This is a genomic window from Streptomyces sp. NPDC079141 (assembly GCF_040686775.1).
In the GTDB taxonomy this organism is placed as follows: Bacteria; Actinomycetota; Actinomycetes; order Streptomycetales; family Streptomycetaceae; genus Streptomyces.
On the sequence record NZ_JBFBLP010000012.1, the window covers coordinates 181,271 to 197,187 of the forward strand.

The 15,917-nt window shown below is 70.5% G+C and carries 20 protein-coding genes; 13 read left to right on the forward strand and 7 right to left on the reverse strand.

All coding sequences use genetic code 11. The features are described 5' to 3' along the window. The first annotated feature begins 42 nt into the window (after positions 1-42). Complete coding sequence (locus AB0Q90_RS28820) at positions 43-1,149, forward strand: DUF2786 domain-containing protein (protein ID WP_363161004.1); 1,107 nt, start codon at positions 43-45, stop codon at positions 1,147-1,149. A 7-nt stretch (positions 1,150-1,156) separates the two neighbouring features. Here AB0Q90_RS28820 and AB0Q90_RS28825 read toward each other — a convergent pair whose 3' ends face one another. From AB0Q90_RS28825 to rpmB, 4 genes are all read right to left on the reverse strand, one after another. Then, positions 1,157-1,648 (reverse strand): DUF4232 domain-containing protein, encoded by a 492-nt coding sequence (locus tag AB0Q90_RS28825; RefSeq protein WP_363161003.1) that lies wholly within the window; start codon positions 1,646-1,648, stop codon positions 1,157-1,159. Between the two features lie 104 nt (positions 1,649-1,752). Next, the gene (locus tag AB0Q90_RS28830) at positions 1,753-2,235 is read right to left on the reverse strand and encodes a hypothetical protein (RefSeq protein WP_363161002.1); all 483 of its coding nucleotides are present in this window, start codon (positions 2,233-2,235) and stop codon (positions 1,753-1,755) included. 148 nt (positions 2,236-2,383) lie between these two features. After that, the gene (gene rpsN / locus AB0Q90_RS28835) at positions 2,384-2,689 is read right to left on the reverse strand and encodes a 30S ribosomal protein S14 (protein WP_363161001.1); all 306 of its coding nucleotides are present in this window, start codon (positions 2,687-2,689) and stop codon (positions 2,384-2,386) included. Further along, positions 2,689-2,925 (reverse strand): 50S ribosomal protein L28, encoded by a 237-nt coding sequence (rpmB, locus tag AB0Q90_RS28840; protein WP_363161000.1) that lies wholly within the window; start codon positions 2,923-2,925, stop codon positions 2,689-2,691. The genes rpsN and rpmB overlap by 1 nt, the downstream gene beginning before the upstream one ends. A 62-nt stretch (positions 2,926-2,987) precedes the next feature. Here rpmB and rpmG point away from each other — a divergent pair, with 62 nt between their 5' ends. The 5 genes from rpmG (at position 2,988) to AB0Q90_RS28865 (ending at position 5,350) form a co-directional block, all read left to right on the forward strand. Beyond that, positions 2,988-3,152, forward strand: a complete 165-nt coding sequence (gene rpmG, locus AB0Q90_RS28845) for a 50S ribosomal protein L33 (protein WP_030573688.1) — start codon at positions 2,988-2,990, stop codon at positions 3,150-3,152. 6 nt (positions 3,153-3,158) lie between these two features. Further along, positions 3,159-3,407, forward strand: coding sequence for a type B 50S ribosomal protein L31 (locus AB0Q90_RS28850; protein ID WP_363160999.1), 249 nt, complete (start codon positions 3,159-3,161; stop codon positions 3,405-3,407). Further along, positions 3,407-4,531 carry a GTP-binding protein gene (locus tag AB0Q90_RS28855; RefSeq protein WP_363160998.1) on the forward strand — a complete coding sequence of 375 codons (1,125 nt, stop codon included), beginning with the start codon at positions 3,407-3,409 and terminating at the stop codon, positions 4,529-4,531. Before AB0Q90_RS28850 ends, AB0Q90_RS28855 begins: the two co-directional genes overlap by 1 nt. A 6-nt stretch (positions 4,532-4,537) precedes the next feature. Further along, entirely contained in the window at positions 4,538-4,771 is a 234-nt protein-coding gene (gene rpsR, locus AB0Q90_RS28860; RefSeq protein ID WP_363160997.1) for a 30S ribosomal protein S18, read from the forward strand. 309 nt (positions 4,772-5,080) lie between these two features. Beyond that, positions 5,081-5,350 carry a DUF397 domain-containing protein gene (locus AB0Q90_RS28865; protein ID WP_363160996.1) on the forward strand — a complete coding sequence of 90 codons (270 nt, stop codon included), beginning with the start codon at positions 5,081-5,083 and terminating at the stop codon, positions 5,348-5,350. 137 nt (positions 5,351-5,487) lie between these two features. Here AB0Q90_RS28865 and AB0Q90_RS28870 read toward each other — a convergent pair whose 3' ends face one another. Further along, on the reverse strand, positions 5,488-5,985 hold the full coding sequence (locus AB0Q90_RS28870) for an ATP-binding protein (RefSeq protein ID WP_363160995.1): 498 nt from the start codon (positions 5,983-5,985) through the stop codon (positions 5,488-5,490). A gap of 352 nt (positions 5,986-6,337) precedes the next feature. On the opposite strand from AB0Q90_RS28870, the gene AB0Q90_RS28875 reads away from it, so the two are divergent. The 7 genes from AB0Q90_RS28875 to AB0Q90_RS28905 all read left to right on the forward strand — a co-directional run bounded on the left by AB0Q90_RS28875 (position 6,338) and on the right by AB0Q90_RS28905 (position 13,126). Continuing rightward, positions 6,338-7,162 carry a helix-turn-helix transcriptional regulator gene (locus AB0Q90_RS28875; RefSeq protein ID WP_363161171.1) on the forward strand — a complete coding sequence of 275 codons (825 nt, stop codon included), beginning with the start codon at positions 6,338-6,340 and terminating at the stop codon, positions 7,160-7,162. A gap of 90 nt (positions 7,163-7,252) precedes the next feature. After that, positions 7,253-8,713 (forward strand): aldehyde dehydrogenase family protein, encoded by a 1,461-nt coding sequence (locus AB0Q90_RS28880; protein WP_363160994.1) that lies wholly within the window; start codon positions 7,253-7,255, stop codon positions 8,711-8,713. Positions 8,714-8,844: 131 nt separating this feature from the next. Continuing rightward, on the forward strand, positions 8,845-9,381 hold the full coding sequence (locus tag AB0Q90_RS28885; RefSeq protein ID WP_363160993.1) for a DinB family protein: 537 nt from the start codon (positions 8,845-8,847) through the stop codon (positions 9,379-9,381). 18 nt (positions 9,382-9,399) lie between these two features. Then, positions 9,400-10,041 (forward strand): PadR family transcriptional regulator, encoded by a 642-nt coding sequence (locus AB0Q90_RS28890; RefSeq protein WP_363160992.1) that lies wholly within the window; start codon positions 9,400-9,402, stop codon positions 10,039-10,041. 75 nt (positions 10,042-10,116) lie between these two features. Then, complete coding sequence (locus AB0Q90_RS28895) at positions 10,117-11,070, forward strand: ATP-binding cassette domain-containing protein (RefSeq protein WP_363160991.1); 954 nt, start codon at positions 10,117-10,119, stop codon at positions 11,068-11,070. Then, positions 11,067-11,828 carry an ABC transporter permease gene (locus AB0Q90_RS28900; RefSeq protein WP_363160990.1) on the forward strand — a complete coding sequence of 254 codons (762 nt, stop codon included), beginning with the start codon at positions 11,067-11,069 and terminating at the stop codon, positions 11,826-11,828. The genes AB0Q90_RS28895 and AB0Q90_RS28900 overlap by 4 nt, the downstream gene beginning before the upstream one ends. Before the next feature lie 113 nt (positions 11,829-11,941). Then, a complete protein-coding gene (locus AB0Q90_RS28905) occupies positions 11,942-13,126 on the forward strand; it encodes a sialidase family protein (protein ID WP_363160989.1) in 1,185 nt (394 codons plus the stop codon). Here the strand turns inward: AB0Q90_RS28905 and AB0Q90_RS28910 are convergent. Together AB0Q90_RS28910 and AB0Q90_RS28915 are read right to left on the reverse strand one after the other, a co-directional pair. Then, entirely contained in the window at positions 13,120-14,514 is a 1,395-nt protein-coding gene (locus AB0Q90_RS28910; protein WP_363160988.1) for a glutamate decarboxylase, read from the reverse strand. The two genes, AB0Q90_RS28905 and AB0Q90_RS28910, sit on opposite strands and share 7 nt — an antisense overlap. A gap of 26 nt (positions 14,515-14,540) precedes the next feature. Further along, positions 14,541-15,824 carry an ion channel protein gene (locus tag AB0Q90_RS28915; protein ID WP_363160987.1) on the reverse strand — a complete coding sequence of 428 codons (1,284 nt, stop codon included), beginning with the start codon at positions 15,822-15,824 and terminating at the stop codon, positions 14,541-14,543. Positions 15,825-15,917: the final 93 nt, after the last annotated feature.

The window sequence follows — 15,917 nt, forward strand, 5'->3', positions numbered from 1 at the left end:
CGCGCGCGAGGCCCCGTCCCGGCGCCATGGCACGATCCTCACGTGAGCACGCCCCGTACCGTCGACCTCGCCTTCCAGGCCGCCCTGCACACCGACTCCGACACGGCCCTGGACACCGGCGCCTCCCTCCTCGCCGCCGACCCCACCGCCGACCCCGAACTGGAGTGCCGGGGAACGGAGTTCGTCGCGGCGGCCTGGCGGCGCGGCTGGCAGCCCGCCGACGTCGTCCGCATCGTCCGACGCGAGCTGGACGACGTACACGTGCAACTGCTGTCGTCCCTCATCAGCGCGCAGGCGCCCGACGACGGCCCCCGCGGCCCGCGTTGGCGGGCGCAGCTCGACGAGCTGGCCGCGACCGTGGACGCCCCGCCGCGCACCGACCGCTTCTCGCACGCGACGGCCGTTCTGGAGCTGTACCGCCTGCTGCTGCGCCTGCCGTCGCTCGAACGTCTCGACGAGCCGCAGCAGTCGCACCGGCCCGAGTCCCGCATGCTCACCCGGATCCGCGCGCTGCTCGCCAAGGCGGAGGCGACCGGCTACCCGGAGGAGGCGGAGGCGCTGACCGCCAAGGCGCAGGAGCTGATGGCCCGGCACAGCGTCGACGAGGCCCTGCTGTCGGCGCAGGCGCCGGCCGGCGATGTGCCGGGTGCCTGCCGGATCGGTGTCGAGCCGCCGTACGAGCAGGCCAAGGCGGTGCTGCTGGACGCGGTGGCCGCCGCGAACCACTGCCGGGCGGTGTGGAACGAACCCTTCTGCTTCTCCACCGTGGTCGGATTCGAGTCGGACCTGGAGGTGGCCGAGCTGCTCTACACCTCGCTGCTCGTCCAGGCGCAGACGGCGATGACGAAGGCGGAGGCGCAGGCGCGCGCGGGCGGGCGGAAGCGGACCAAGACGTTCCGGCAGTCATTCCTCGCCGCCTACGCGCACCGCATCGGCACCCGTCTCGCGAAGGCGGCCGAGACCCAGGTCAGCGACGATCTGCTGCCGGTGCTGGCCTCCCGTGAGGTCGCGGTCACCGACCGCCTGGACCGCATGTTCCCCGAGACCACCACGACCCGGCTGCGGGGCGTCAGTGACGCCGCGGGCTGGACCCAGGGTGCCGAGGCGGCCGACAGGGCGCAGGTGAAGGCCCGGCGGCCGCTGGACTGACGCGGGCTCAGTCGCCCGTCTGCTGGAACCCGCTGACCGTGGCGTCCGGCTTCCCGCCCTTGAGCGCGACATCGCCGTACGACCACGGGAAGCTCTTCGTCGTGTCGGCGCCGGGCAGCGCGAACTCGGCCGTCTTCACCGCGAGGCTCTGATTGCCCTCCCCGCGCGCGTACGTGACGGTGAACGACAGCGAGCCGCCCTCGGCGAGCGTCAGCTTCTGCGCCGCGGCGGCGGGGTCGGGGGCGACCTCCGCCGAGGTGCCGCCCGCCTTGAGCGTCACGGCGGGCAGGCCGTCCAGGGTGCACTCGGTGCCGGTGTTGGTGAGGGTGACGGGCACGTTGCCGGTGTCCCCGGCGGCGGGAGCGGCGTTGGCGGGACCGACCTTGACGTCCATCCCGCCGATCGCGCAGGCGGTCGTGGAGTCGCCCCCTTCGTCACTGCAGGAGGTCAGCAGAAGAGCCGCGGCAACGGCGGCGAGGGGCAGGGCGGTGGCGCGCATGTCGTGTCCTCTGGGGCGGGCGGGGCTGCTTGCGTGCATGGATCATCACGCATACGGCTGTGAGCCGGGTGCCGAAACCCGAGGGGCGGACCGGACCGCGAGGGTCACGACCCCAGACCGGCGGTCGGCAGTCCGGTCGGCAGCTCGGCGCCCTCGGCCTTCAGATACGTCTCGGGACCGAGGCCGCCCTCCCAGGTGACCTTGAGTCGGTCCTCGCTGACGGAGTCGATCGTCCCCGTCGCCCGATCCTTGCTGCCGTCCGTGCACGTGAGGCGAATCGTCTCCTCGCCCGCGGTGCCGCTGCACACCGTCCCGCCGGTCGCGAACAGCCCGGCCCGGCTGCCGGTGACGACCAGCGCGACGGCCTTGCCGTCGGTGGTAGCGAGCCAACTGCCCTCCAGGTCGCCGGCCGGGGACGCCGTACCGCCGTCGCCCCCGCCGGTGTCCGCGGTCCGGGTGGCGGACGGCGTGGCGCTCGGGCTGGGCGAGGCATCGTCCGTGGAGCCGTCGTCGCTGCACCCGCTCAGCACGAGCACACCTGTCAGCCCCGCGGCCGCCACCGCGATCCGCCCTCGCCCGCGCGCCACGCGCGTGTACGTCGCCGAAGTCACTGCAAGCCCCCAGGGTGAGCCGGTTGGACGCTACAACCGCAGCAAGCTACCAGTACGTAACCCACCCGGAACCTGTGAGTTCGAGCACCACCGGAGCACCACCGGAGCACCACCGGAGCACCGCCTACCAGGACGACTTGCGCACCCCCGGCAGATACCCGGCATGCGCCTGCTGCCTCAGCGACACCCGGGACAGCCCGAACGCCCGGAAGTACCCGCGCGGCCGCCCGTCCGTCTGGTCGCGGTTGCGCACGCGCGTGGGGCTCGCGTCGCGGGGCTGCCGGTTCAGCTCCCGCTGGGCGGCCAGGCGTTCGGCATCCGTCGACGACGGCCGCCGGATGATCTCCTTCAGCTCGGCCCGTCGCGCGGCGTACCGCGCGACGATCTCCTGCCGCTTCTCGTTCTTCGCGATCTTGCTCTTCTTCGCCATCAGACCCGCACCCCCCGCGCGCGGATGCGCGCCACAGCCGCCTCGACGCCGATCGAGTCGACGGTCTTGATCCCCTTCGCGCTCAGCTTCAGCCGGACGTACCGGCTCTCGCTCGGCAGCCAGTACCGCTTGCTCTGGATGTTGGGGTCGAAGCGGCGGGAGGTGCGCCGGTGGGAGTGGGAGATGTTGTTGCCGAAGCCGGGCCGGGCGCCGGTCAGCATGCAGTGGGCGGACACGGGTGACGCACCTCTCTCGAACGGGGTGTGTAAATGGAATTCATTTTCAGTAAGATACCAGCATGGCTCGCAACGAACTCCGCCCGGTCATCAAGCTCCGGTCCACCGCCGGCACCGGCTACACCTACGTGACCCGCAAGAACCGCCGCAACGATCCAGACCGTATGACCCTGCGCAAGTACGACCCGGTCGCCGGCCGCCACGTCGACTTCCGAGAGGAGCGCTGACCAGTCATGCGCCAGGGAATCCACCCCCCGTACGGTCCCGTCGTCTTCCGTGACCGGGCCGCGAACCATGCCTTCCTCACCCGCTCGACGATGACCAGCGAGAAGACGATCGAGTGGGAGGACGGCAACACCTACCCGGTCGTGGACGTCGAGATCTCCAACGTCAGCCACCCCTTCTACACGGGCACCGCCCGCGTCATGGACACCGCCGGCCGCGTCGAGCGATTCGAACGCCGGTACGGAAAGCAGGGCTGATGCTCCCCGTCGTGATCGTCGGCGGGCTGCACGCCGACGCCCGTAGAGCGGCCGTGGACCGGCTGCTCGCCGAGGTGCCCGGCAGCGTCGTGCTCCACCACGACCTGGCGACGGCCGCCGCCGGCACGGTCGTACGGACGATCCGTGACGCCACCGGCATCCGGGACGCCGGCGAGGCGCCCCTCGTCAACGACTGTGCCTGCTGCGCGCTGCGCGAGGACCTGGTGCCGGAGCTGGAGCGCATCCAGGACGCGGGCGGCGTCCCGCTCGCGGTCGTCGAGCTGTGGGACTCCGTCGAGCCCAAGGCCATGGCGGAGGTTGTCGCGGCCGGCGGGCTCACCGTCACCGGCGTCGTCACCGCCGTGGACCCGGCGCTTCTGCTGCCCTACCTCGGCAACGGCGACGACCTGGCCGAGCGCGGCCTGGCCGCCGCCACCACCGACCAGCGCACGGTCGCCGACACCTTCGCCCGGCAGTTGGAGTACGCCCCCGTCCTCGCCCTCGTCGAGTCCGAGGACGCCGACGACGAGGACCGTGAGCTGCTGGCCCAGCTGCATCCGACGGCCCGCCAGGTCCTGATCGGCCACGGTGACCTGGCGGGCGCCGTACTCGCCGGCTTCGACGTGGAGGCGGCGGCCGCCGCCCAGCACCCGGCCTGCGCGCTGCTGCCCGCCGAGGCCGACGCGCACGGGGTGTCGACGCTGGTGTGGCACAGCCGCCGGCCCTTCCACCCGGAGCGGCTGTACCAGGCGCTGGAGGACCTGACCTGCGCCGCCGCCCGCAGCCGGGGCCGGTTCTGGCTCGCCGACAAGCCCGACACGCTGCTGCACTGGGATGCCGCGGGCGGCGCCCTGTGCGTGGAGAGCGCGGGCCCCTGGCTCGCCTCGCTCCCGGACGCGGCCTGGGAGATGGTCCCGCCGGTGCGCCGCGCCGCCGCCGCGCTGGACTGGCACCCCGAGCACGGCGACTGCTGCCAGCACCTGGTCTTCACCTCGCCCGGCCTGGACCGGGACGGCCTCGCGCGGCTGCTGGAGTCCTGCCTGCTGAACGACGCCGAGTACGCCGCCGGGCGCGACGCCTGGAAGCGGCTCCCGCCCGCCTTCGACACCCTCCTGGAGGTCTGACCCCCCATGCCCCGCAAGATGGACCGCAAGCCCGCCAAGAACCGGCCCAACCCGCTGGACCAGGCCAAAATCGAGTACATCGACTACAAGGACACCGACCTGCTGCGCCGGTTCATCTCCGACCGCGGCAAGATCCGCAGCCGCCGGGTGACCCGGGTCTCCGCGCGGCAGCAGCGACAGCTGGCCAGGGCGATCAAGAACGCGCGGGAGATGGCACTGCTGCCGTACGCGAGCCGCTGAGGCCGCTTGACCTCCGACAACCCCCGTCCGCATGCGCCGGACGGGGGTTTTTGCATGAAAGTTGGAACAATATGGGCGCCGTATGCGTCTCTGTCCTAGAGCACGGGGGATTCGATCCGGCCCGATCGGTGGCCCGGAACGGCTTCGGTAAAGCGCGCGTCAAAGCTGTAACCGCAGGAACACCCCGCGTGCACGTGCATCTGCTCGTGCATCCGCTCATGCATCGGCACATGAACAAGGTTATGATCCGGGTCAGTTGACCACTGCATCAATGGCCACACCAGCCAGTGCACCACCGGGGAGCGACCTGTGGACCACGACGTGTACGACGTTGACGACGCGTCCGGCGTGTACAACGGCATGGCCGCCGCCCGGCTCAGTGGCGTCGCCTGGCAGAAGAGCAGGCACAGCAACTCGCAGGGCTCCTGTGTGGAGTTCGCCCGGCTGCCCGGTGGGGACGTGGCCGTGCGCAACTCGCGCTTCCCCGACGGTCCCGCGCTCGTCTACACGCGCGCGGAGATCGAAGCGATGCTGCTGGGTGTCAAGGACGGCGAGTTCGACCATCTAGTAGCGGGCTGACGCACCGCCGGTCAATCGCCGGAACTTTTCCGGCGATCAGCGCGTTCTACGCATTAACGCGCGTAGAGAACAGTTTTGTTGGTGCGTGAAGGCCGTAACGCGCGTAGAACCGCGGCGCCTCGAAGCGCCGCGGTTCCTCAGTCGACGGGGTTCGCCTGCGACGGCAGCTGGAGGCGGAAGAGCGCCCAGACCACCTTGCCGTTGAGGGTGCCCGCGAGCGGGTGCCAGCCCCAGCCGTCGCTGAAGGAGTCGACCAGGAACAGGCCACGGCCGGACTCGGCCGCGAAGTCCTCCTCCGACTCGCGCGCGACCGGGCTGTCCTGGCTGGGATCGCGTACCGCGCACACCAGTCGTTCGGTCCACCGCATCAGGTGCAGCCGCACGGGCGGGCTCTGCTCGGGTACCCGCGAGGCGTTCGCCGGCAGGGCGTGCCGCAGGGCGTTGGTGACCAGTTCGGAGACGACCAGGCAGACGTCGTCGAAACGGTCGCCTATCTCCCACTGGTCGAGCGTTCTGCGGGTGAATCGCCGGGCTTCGCGCACCGCTTCGTAGCGGGCGGGAAGGGCACAGGAGGCGGCGTTGGACACGGCCGCGGGATCCAGCGGCGGAAGGCCCTGCCGTAACGGCTCGAGCATGGTCGATCCATTCGTCCCCATGCGAGGCACTCCCGGGATTTCGCGGTCGTTGCGATGCAGCGGATGCGCGGGACCATGGTTTCGGATGCGTACAGCAGATGCAAGGGCAGATGCACGTGCACGTGACCGAATTGGACCCTCCCGTACCGCTTGTTGGCCATTTTTTCCGCCATCTTCATGCCCTCCGCTTGCCTTCTCGCTCTCCCTTCCTGATGCAAATCTTTGGCTTCTTTCCATCTCTGTAATCGGACGAGTACAGCTCGGAGTGTTTTAGTGGCAGACTTCGGGCCCTGAAGAGTTGGGGAGGCTGGCGAACGTGAGCGCGGGAGAGCCCGGATCGGTGGTGCGGCGCATGCTGCTCGGCTCGCAACTGAGGCGACTGCGAGAGGCCCGCGGAATCACCCGCGAGGCCGCGGGGTACTCGATCCGTGCGTCCGAGTCGAAGATCAGCCGGATGGAGTTGGGCCGGGTGAGCTTCAAGACCAGGGACGTCGAAGACCTGTTGACCCTGTACGGCATCACGGACGACGCGGAGCGCACCTCGCTGCTCTCGCTCGCCAAGGAGGCCAACGTCGCGGGCTGGTGGCACAGTTACTCGGACGTGCTGCCCAGCTGGTTCCCCACCTATGTGGGACTTGAGGGCGCCGCCTCCCTGATCCGTTGCTACGAAGTGCAGTTCGTGCACGGCCTGTTGCAGACCGAGGCCTACGCGCGCGCGGTCGTTCGGCGCGGCATGAAGGGCGCGAGCGAGGCCGACGTCGAGCGACGGGTGGCGCTGCGTCTGGAGCGGCAGAAGTACCTCGTCGACGAGAACGCGCCGGAGTTCCACTTCGTCCTTGACGAGGCTGCCCTGCGCCGGCCGTACGGCGACCGTGAGGTGATGCGGGGTCAGCTCCAGCACCTCATCGAGATCTCCGAGCGCCCCAACGTGCGGCTGCAGATCATGCCGTTCAGCTTCGGTGGGCACTCGGGAGAGTCCGGCGCCTTCACCATTCTCAGCTTCCCCGAGTCCGACCTGTCGGACGTCGTCTACCTGGAGCAGCTCACCAGCGCGCTGTACCTGGACAAGCGCGAGGACGTCGCCCAGTACGAGAAGGCGCTGAAGGAGCTTCAGCAGGACAGTCCGGGGCCGGACGAGAGCCGCGACCTTCTCCGGGGTCTTCTTCAACTCTCTTGAAACACAAGTACGATGACGTGTGATCAGACCGTGGAGATGATCAGCAGCGATCAGCAGTGATCAGGTGCCTGCTGGGGATTGAGGGATCACATGTCGTCCTACTTCACCGACCTGGCTCAGCAGTACATCGACGGTGAGTGGCGCCCGGGCACAGGCTCCTGGGACATCATCGACTTCAATCCGTACGACGGTGAGAAGCTGGCGTCGATCACCATAGCCACGGTCGACGAGGTGGATCAGGCCTACCGGGCCGCCGCCCGCGCGCAGAAGGCCTGGGCCGCGACCAACGCGTACGCCCGCCGCGGCGTCTTCGAGAAGGCCCTGCGCCTGATCGAGGAACGCGAGCAGGAGATAGCCGAGGTGATCATCGCCGAGCTCGGCGGTACGCGGCTGAAGGCGGGCTTCGAACTCCACCTCGCCAAGGAGTTCCTGCGCGAGGCGGTCCACCTGGCGCTGCGCCCCGAGGGCCGGATCATCCCCTCGCCGGTCGACGGCAAGGAGAACCGCGTCTACCGCGTCCCCGTCGGTGTGGTCGGTGTGATCAGCCCCTTCAACTTCCCCTTCCTGCTGTCGCTGAAGTCGGTCGCCCCGGCCCTCGCGCTCGGCAACGGCGTGGTCCTCAAGCCGCACCAGAACACCCCGATCGTCGGCGGCACCCTGGTCGCGAAGATCTTCGAGGACGCGGGCCTGCCCGCCGGTCTGCTCAACGTCGTCGTCACGGACATCGCCGAGATCGGCGACGCCTTCATCGAGCACCCGGTCCCGAAGGTCATCTCCTTCACCGGCTCCGACAAGGTCGGCCGCCACGTCGCCACCGTCTGCGCCTCGCACTTCAAGCGCTCGGTCCTCGAACTCGGCGGCAACAGCGCGCTGGTGGTCCTCGACGACGCCGACGTCGACTACGCCGTCGACGCGGCCGTCTTCAGCCGGTACGTCCATCAGGGCCAGGTCTGCATGGCCGCCAACCGCGTCCTGGTGGACCGCTCGGTCGCCGAGGAGTTCACCGAGAAGTTCGTCGCCAAGGTCAAGACCCTCAAGGCCGGCGACCCGCGCGACCCGGAGACCGTGATCGGCCCGGTCATCAACTCCTCGCAGGCGGACTCGATCTCGGGCGTCGTCGAGCAGGCGATCGCGGAGGGCGCGACGGCCCTGGTGCACGGCACGACCACCGACAACCTGGTCGAGCCGTCGGTACTGACCGGCCTCCCCGCCGACTCCGCCCTGCTCCAGCAGGAGGTCTTCGGCCCGGTCGCCTTCCTCATCCCCTTCGACGGCGAGGAGGAGGCCGTACGCCTCGTCAACGACACGCCGTACGGCCTGAGCGGCGCCGTCCACACCGGGAACATCGAGCGGGGCGTCGCCTTCGCCAAGCAGATCGACACCGGCATGTTCCATGTGAACGACGGCACCGTCCACGACGAGCCGATCGTCCCCTTCGGCGGCGAGAAGAGCTCCGGCGTGGGCCGCCTGAACGGCGAGACGATGCTGGACGCGTTCACGACGGTGAAGTGGATCTCGGTGCAGCACGGGCGGAGCGGGTTCCCCTTCTAGGAGTTCTGGATCTTTTCCCGAGTTCCGGGAACTTTTTCCCGCGCGGGCCCTTGCGGACAGAAGCTGACCGCAAGGGCCCGTAACTTCGTCGGTGTCAGGCAAGGAGTCACCCCGACGAAAGGCGGCCGGTCATGGTCACTCACGTTCCCGCAGAGGCGCACGGCGACGAGCGCGGAGCCCTGCTGTCCTTCCTCGCGGAGCAGCGCGGCGGGATCCGCCGGGCGGTGCTCGGGCTGACGGACGAGCAGGCGTCCTCGCGCCCGAGCGTCAGTGAGCTGTCCCTGGCCGGTCTCCTCAAGCATGTGGCCGAGGTCGAGCAGAGCTGGATCGCGCGGGCCAGGGGCGAGGAGCCGGCCGTACAGCGGGACCCGTCGAACTGGCACGAGTGCTTCGCCCTGGTCGACGGCGAGACGGTCGCCTCGCAGCTGGAGTACTGGGAGAAGGTGGCTGCCGAGACGGAGGCGTTCATCCGGTCGGTGCCGAGCCTCGACGACACCTTCGCGCTGCCCGACCAGCCCTGGTTCCCGCCGGAGGGCCGGGTGTCCATGCGCTGGGTGGTCCTGCACCTGATCCGCGAGACGGCCCGGCACGCCGGCCACGCCGACATCATCCGCGAGTCGCTCGACGGAAAGACGGTCTTCGAGCTGGTTGCCCTCGCCGAAAGCTGAGGTCATAACCTGGAGCCCATGTCAGCGATCCGTCTCCTCGTGCTGGGCGCCGTGCGCCAGCACGGGCGGGCCCACGGCTACCAGGTGCGCAACGACCTGGAGTACTGGGGCGCGCACGAGTGGTCCAACGCCAAGCCCGGCTCGATCTACCACGCCCTGAAGCAGATGGCGAAACAGGGACTGCTCCTCGCCCACGAGATCGCGCCGTCCACGGCCGGGGGCCCGCCCCGCACCGAGTACGAGATCACCGAGCAGGGCACCGAGGAGTTCCTCAGGCTGGTGCGCGAGGCGCTGACCTCGTACGACCAGAAGATGGACGTGAAGTCGGCGGCCATCGGCTTCATGGTCGACCTGCCGCGCGACGAGACGGTGGCCCTGCTCAAGGAGCGGATCCGGCGGATCGAGGAGTGGCGCAGGGCCGTCACCGAGCACTACGTCCCCGAGGACGGTCCCGGGCAGCTCGGTCACATCGGCGAGATCATGAACCTCTGGATCCACACGGCCGACGGCGAGGCCGAGTGGACCGGAGGCCTGATCGAGCGGATCGAGGGTGGTGCCTACACGTTCGCGGGGGAGGGCGAGCCCTTCGTGGGCGTGCTGGCGGACGACCAGGAGAACCCGTACGCGACGGGTGAGGCGCATCCCGGGGATGCACGCTAATCAAGTTTGACGACTCCGGTCGGCGGCGTTACTTTTGAAAGTGTGTAGTCAAGTTTGACTAGCGAGGGAGTTTTCGTGGCCGATACGGCGATCGCCGTCGAAGGCGCACACAAGAGGTACGGCGAGAAGAAGGCGCTGGACGGGCTCGACCTGCTGGTCGCGCGCGGGACGGTGCACGGGGTCCTCGGACCGAACGGCGCGGGCAAGACCACCCTCGTCCGCATCCTGTCGACACTCCTGCGGCCGGACGCGGGCCGGATCGAGGTGGCCGGGCACGACGTGGTGAAACAGGCCCGCGCGGTCCGCTTCCGCATCGGCCTGCTCGGCCAGCACGCGGCCCTCGACGAGGAACTGGGCGGCCGCCAGAACCTGGAGATGTTCGGCCGCCTCTACCACCTGGGTGCCCGCCACGCGCGCGTGCGGGCCGACGAACTGCTGGACCGCTTCGGCCTCGCGGACACCGGCCGCAAGGCGGTCCGGCTCTACAGCGGCGGCATGCGGCGCCGCCTCGACCTCGCCGCGTCCCTGATCACCGACCCGGAGGTGCTGTTCCTGGACGAGCCCACGACCGGCCTTGACCCACGCGGCCGCGCCGAGGTGTGGGCCGCGGTCCGTTCCCTGGTCGGCGGCGGTACGACGGTCCTGCTCACCACGCAGTACCTGGAGGAGGCCGACCAGCTCGCCGACCGCATCTCGGTCGTCGACTCCGGCCGGGTCGTCGCCGACGGCACGGCCGACGAGCTGAAGGCGGCCACCGGCGGCGACCGCATCGACGTCGTCCTGCGCGACGCCGGCCAACTGGGCGCCGCGGTGGCGCTGTTGCCGTTCGACCCGGAGGGGGTCTCGGTCGACCCCGACCGCCGCCGGCTGAGCGCCCCGGTCACCGACCGCATGGCGGCGCTCTCCGGGGTCGTACGGGCCCTGGAGGCGGCCGGCATCGAGGCGGAGGACGTGGTTCTGCGGCGGCCCACGCTGGACGAGGTGTTCATGCATCTCACCGGCGACTCCCGAGTGAAGGAGGCCGCGTGAGCACCTATGCGCTGACCGATTCCTGGACCATGACCCGGCGCGAACTCGCCCACTGGGCACGGCAGCCGGTGCAGGTCGTGGTCAACCTGGTCTTCCCCGTGATGCTGCTGCTGATGTTCGGCTACCTGGTGGGCGGCGGCCGCGGCATCGACGGCGACTACCTCGACTACCTGGTGCCCGGCATGCTCGCGCTCACCATGGCCTTCGGCCTGGAGGGCACGATGATCGCCGTCACCCGAGACCTCGACAAGGGGGTCATCGACCGCTTCCGTTCGATGCCGATGGCGAGCGGCGCGGTACTGGTCGGCCGGGCGGTCGCCGACATGCTCCAGTCGGCGCTGGGCCTGGCCGTGATGATCGGCGTCGGGTACGCGCTCGGCTGGCGTGCGCACGACGGCGCGGGCCCGTTCCTGGCCGCCGTGGGGCTGCTCCTGCTCTTCCGGTTCGCGATGCTGTGGATCGGCATCGAACTGGCGCTGATCGCCGGGAAGCCGGAGATGGTGCAGGCCGTGCAGATCCTGGTCTGGCCGGTCGGCTTCCTCTCCAACGCCTTCGCCACCCCCGACTCCATGCCCGGCTGGCTGGGCACGGTGGTCGAGTGGAACCCGATGTCCCACACGGCGACGGCCGTACGCGATCTGTTCGGCAGCCCGGGCGGGGAGCCGGGGCACGTGTGGGCGGCCGTCGTCTGGCCGCTCGCGCTGCTGGCGGTGTTCTTTCCGCTGGCGGTGCGGCGGTTCGGGGGCTTGAGCAAGTAGGTCCTGGCTTCGAGCGAATTGGTCCGGCCGGGAGTGGAACCCGGACCCGGTCTGCGGTGTACCAGAAGTAGCAATCGGCTGCCGGCCACCGCAGATCGGGGGAGTCCATGGGAATGCAGAGGCTGAGGGCGCTGGTCGGGGCTGTCACGGCAGCCCTGCTCCTGGCCGCGTGCGTCGCGGACGCGAAGGAGAAGGAGGAGCGCACGGCCGGCGCCCCGCCGCCCAGCCGTCCCGGGACCCCGCCGCCCCGCATTCCGTCCGCCCCGAACCTCCCGGGCTGGTCCCACAGCGTCGGTTTCGCCGCCGACGGATCGGGGTTCGCCCTGCTCGCGGGGTGCACCGACAAGCGCTGCGGCCAGCATGTCGCCGTCCTCGACAAGGGCGCCGGACGCTGGCGCCTGGCCCGCTCCCCGCTGCCGGACATCACCGGCGACAACGGCATCACGGCAGGGCTGACGGTCCTCGGGCCGGGCCGTGCCGTCATCATCGACCAGGCCGAGGAGTGGACCCAGCCCGCGCCCACCTGGTTCACCCGCGACAGTGGCCGCACCTGGACGCGCGGCTCGACGAGGCCGACGGGCGCCACGGCTTCCGTGCCCGAGGGCGCGCTGCTCACCCACGAGTGCCTGCACCCGGCTTCCGACGGCAACGGCTGCGCCCGCAACCGGCTGCTCGTCGTCCTGCCGGACACCGGCGAGCACCGCGTCCTGGAGCGGCAGCCGCCCCTGAAGGGCACCCTCGCGCCGGCCGGCGAGGTGGAGCCGGACAAGCTCTTCGTCGCCGGCGAGTACCCCGGCTCCGGCCGCCCGGCGCTGGCCATCAGCGAGGACCGCGGCCGCACCTGGCGGCTGACCGAGGTGACCGAGCCCGGAAAGGAGAGCTGGCCCTTCCGGGTCGTCGCCGGAGACAGCCGCCTGTACGCCCTCCAGCCGGGCCAACTGCCCGAGGAGGAAGGGGTGAAGAACGGCCTGCGCGCGATCCACACCAGCACCGACGGCGGTCACACCTGGACCCGCGTCTGGCGCTACCGCAAGGGCGTCGAACCCCTTTCCTCCCTCGGCGACCTGCTCGCCGCCGACGACGGCAGCCTCACCGTGCACGGAGAGTCCGGCGTGTGGCGCAGTACCGACGGCGCCCGCACCTTCCGCCCGAACGGCACGGGCCGGGGCCCGGCGGGCTCGGTGACCCGCACCCCGCTCGGCTGGCTGTGGAACGACAGCTACGGCAACGGCCAGTACCGCATATCCGCCGACGGGATGCACTGGAACGCGTTCACCCTGGGCTCGCCGGCTCAGTGATGGAAGGCGGTGGCCTGGGCCGAGTCCCGCCCCAAGGGATGCGGCTGGCGTCGCAGTTCGGGCAGCAGCCGGCCCAGGTCCTCCACCAGCAGCGCCGCGAGATCCGTCGAGAAGCCGTTGCGGCACACCACCCGCAGCACGGACAGGTCCTCGCGGTTCGCCGGGAAGGTGTACGCGGGCACCAGCCAGCCGTGCTCGCGCAGTCTGCGGGACACGTCGAAGACGTCGTAGGCCGTGACGTCGGAGGCCGTGGTGAAGGCGAAGACGGGCAACTGGTCGCCGCGGGTGAGCAGTTCGAAGTCGCCGAGGGCCTCGATGCGCTCGGCGAGACCGCGGGCGACGTCCCGGGACGCCTGCTGCACCGCCCGGTAGCCCTCGCGGCCCAGCCGCAGGAACGTGTAGTACTGCGCGACGACCTGAGCGCCGGGCCGGGAGAAGTTCAGCGCGAAAGTCGGCATCTCGCCGCCCAGGTAGTTCACCCGGAAGACGAGCTCCTCGGGCAGGGACTCCTTGTCGCGCCACAGCGCCCAGCCGACCCCGGGGTAGACCAGGCCGTACTTGTGGCCCGAGGTGTTGATGGAGGCGACCCTGGGCAACTGGAAGTCCCACACCAGGTCGGTGTCGAGGAAGGGCGCGACCATGGCGCCGCTGGCGCCGTCGACATGCACCGGGATGTCGAGCCCGGTGCGCTCCTGAAGGGCGTCAAGGGCCGCGCACAGGTCGGCGATCGGCTCGTAGGACCCGTCGAAGGTCGACCCGAGGATGCCCACGACGCCGATGGTGTTCTCGTCGCACAGGTCGGCGGCGGCCTGCGGATCGAGACGGAACCGGTCGCCCTCCATCGGGACCTGGCGGGCCTCCACCTCCCAGAAGGTGCAGAACTTCTCCCAGCAGACCTGGACGTTGACCCCCATGACGAGGTTCGGACGACCGCCCGTGTTCCGTTTGCTCCACCGGCGCTTCAGCGCCATCCCCGCGAGCATGCACGCCTCGCTCGAACCGGTCGTCGAACAGCCCACGGCAGCCGCCGGATCGGGCGCGTGCCACAGGTCGGCGAGCATCGCCACACAGCGCCGTTCCAGCTCGGCGGTGCGCGGGTACTCGTCCTTGTCGATCATGTTCTTGTCCCGGCACTCCGCCATCAGCACACCCGCCTGCGGCTCCATCCAGGTGGTGACGAAGGTGGCCAGGTTCAGCCGTGCATTGCCGTCCAGCATCAACTCGTCGTGGACGAGCTGGTACGCCGTCGCGGGTGGCAGCGGGCCGTCCGGGAGCCGGTGCTCGGGTGGCGCCTCGGCCATACCGCCGACCGGGTTCGCCTCCCCGTAGAAGGGGTTCACGGACAGCGGGCGCTCCGCGGGCCCGCCGGGACCTTTGTGCAGCGGCATCGAAGTCTCCTACCGGTGAGGGGGGTTCAGCGGACGGCTGTGCCGTCCTCGCGCAGCTGCATCTGCGGCCGGCCCGTCACCAGCAGCCAGGCGGGCAGCGACGCGAAGCACAGCAGGGCGAGGATTGCGGGGGAGGACACCAGGACGGCGGCGGTGAACAGGCTCACCCAGCCCTGCCGGGTGATGGCGAGCAGCACGCCGAGCACGCCCGCCGCGATGCCCAGCGCCGGATGCACACCTGGCACCAGCGCGTGGGCACACAGCCCGAGGGCTGCCCCGATGAACACGGCGGGGAAGATCCGCCCGCCGCGGAAGCCGCAGGACGCGGCGACGAGCAGCGCGGCCAGCTTCACCACCGTCATCGTCGCGAACTCGCCCGCCGACCAGCCGTCGGGATCGGCCGCCAGTTCCCCGACCTCCTCCAGCCCCTTGAAGAGCGTCAGATGGCCGCCCAGGGCCCCCAGCAGGCCGAGTACGAGTCCGCCCACCGGAAGCGCCACCATGGGGTGCCCGAGGCGGGAGAAGGCGCTGTGGACGTACGGGAAGGCGTACACGGCCACCATGCCGAGCAGTGCGCCCGCCGAGGCGATCACCAGAGCCGCGAGCAGGTCGCCCCAGCCGGGGTGTCCGAACGCGGGCAGGTCGAGGTCGAAGGTCGGATGGGCCACCAGAGTGGTGGTCAGCGCGCCGGCGGCGGCCGCGGCGAGGGGGGCGAAGACGTTGTCCCACAGTGCCCCCCGGACCTTCCGTCCGGCCAGCGCCTCCGAGATCACCAGGGCTGCCGCCACCGGCGTACCGAACAGCGCGCCGATCGTCGCCGCCTCCGCCAGCACGACCCACAGCGCGCCGGGCAGCCGGGGCAGAAACCGGTTCCCCATCCAGAAGGCGAGTCCCACGTTGACGGCGATGATCGGGTTCTCCGGGCCCAGGCTCGGTCCGCCCGCGAGCATCAGCGCGGTCGCCAGCAGCAGTCCCGGCATCACGACCGGTGGCGGCGGGACCGTCTCCAGACCGGTGGTGGCCGGGTCCGGCCCCGCGTGCCCGGGCACTTTCCACACCACGAGACCGACCAGCACCCCGGTCGAGGTGAGCATGACGATCATCCACAGTGCCGAGTACCGGCCCACGCCCAGCGCGTCCGGCAGGTCCTGCCACAGCACGTCCTGGAGGGCCTCCGCGAGTTCGCTCACCGCGAGGAACAGCAGGCTCGCCGCCACGCCCACGACCAGAGCGGGCAGGATCAACGGCAGCAGCGACCGTGCCGGGGTCGAGGGAACGGCGGGAGCCTGCTGCGCGGTGTCCTGATCCACGGGCACACGATAAGCGGGCAAAACGGACTCAACATCCCGAACGGCATCCCGTTGGTTCACGGGCTTGCACCTCACGTGACGTGAGGACTCACC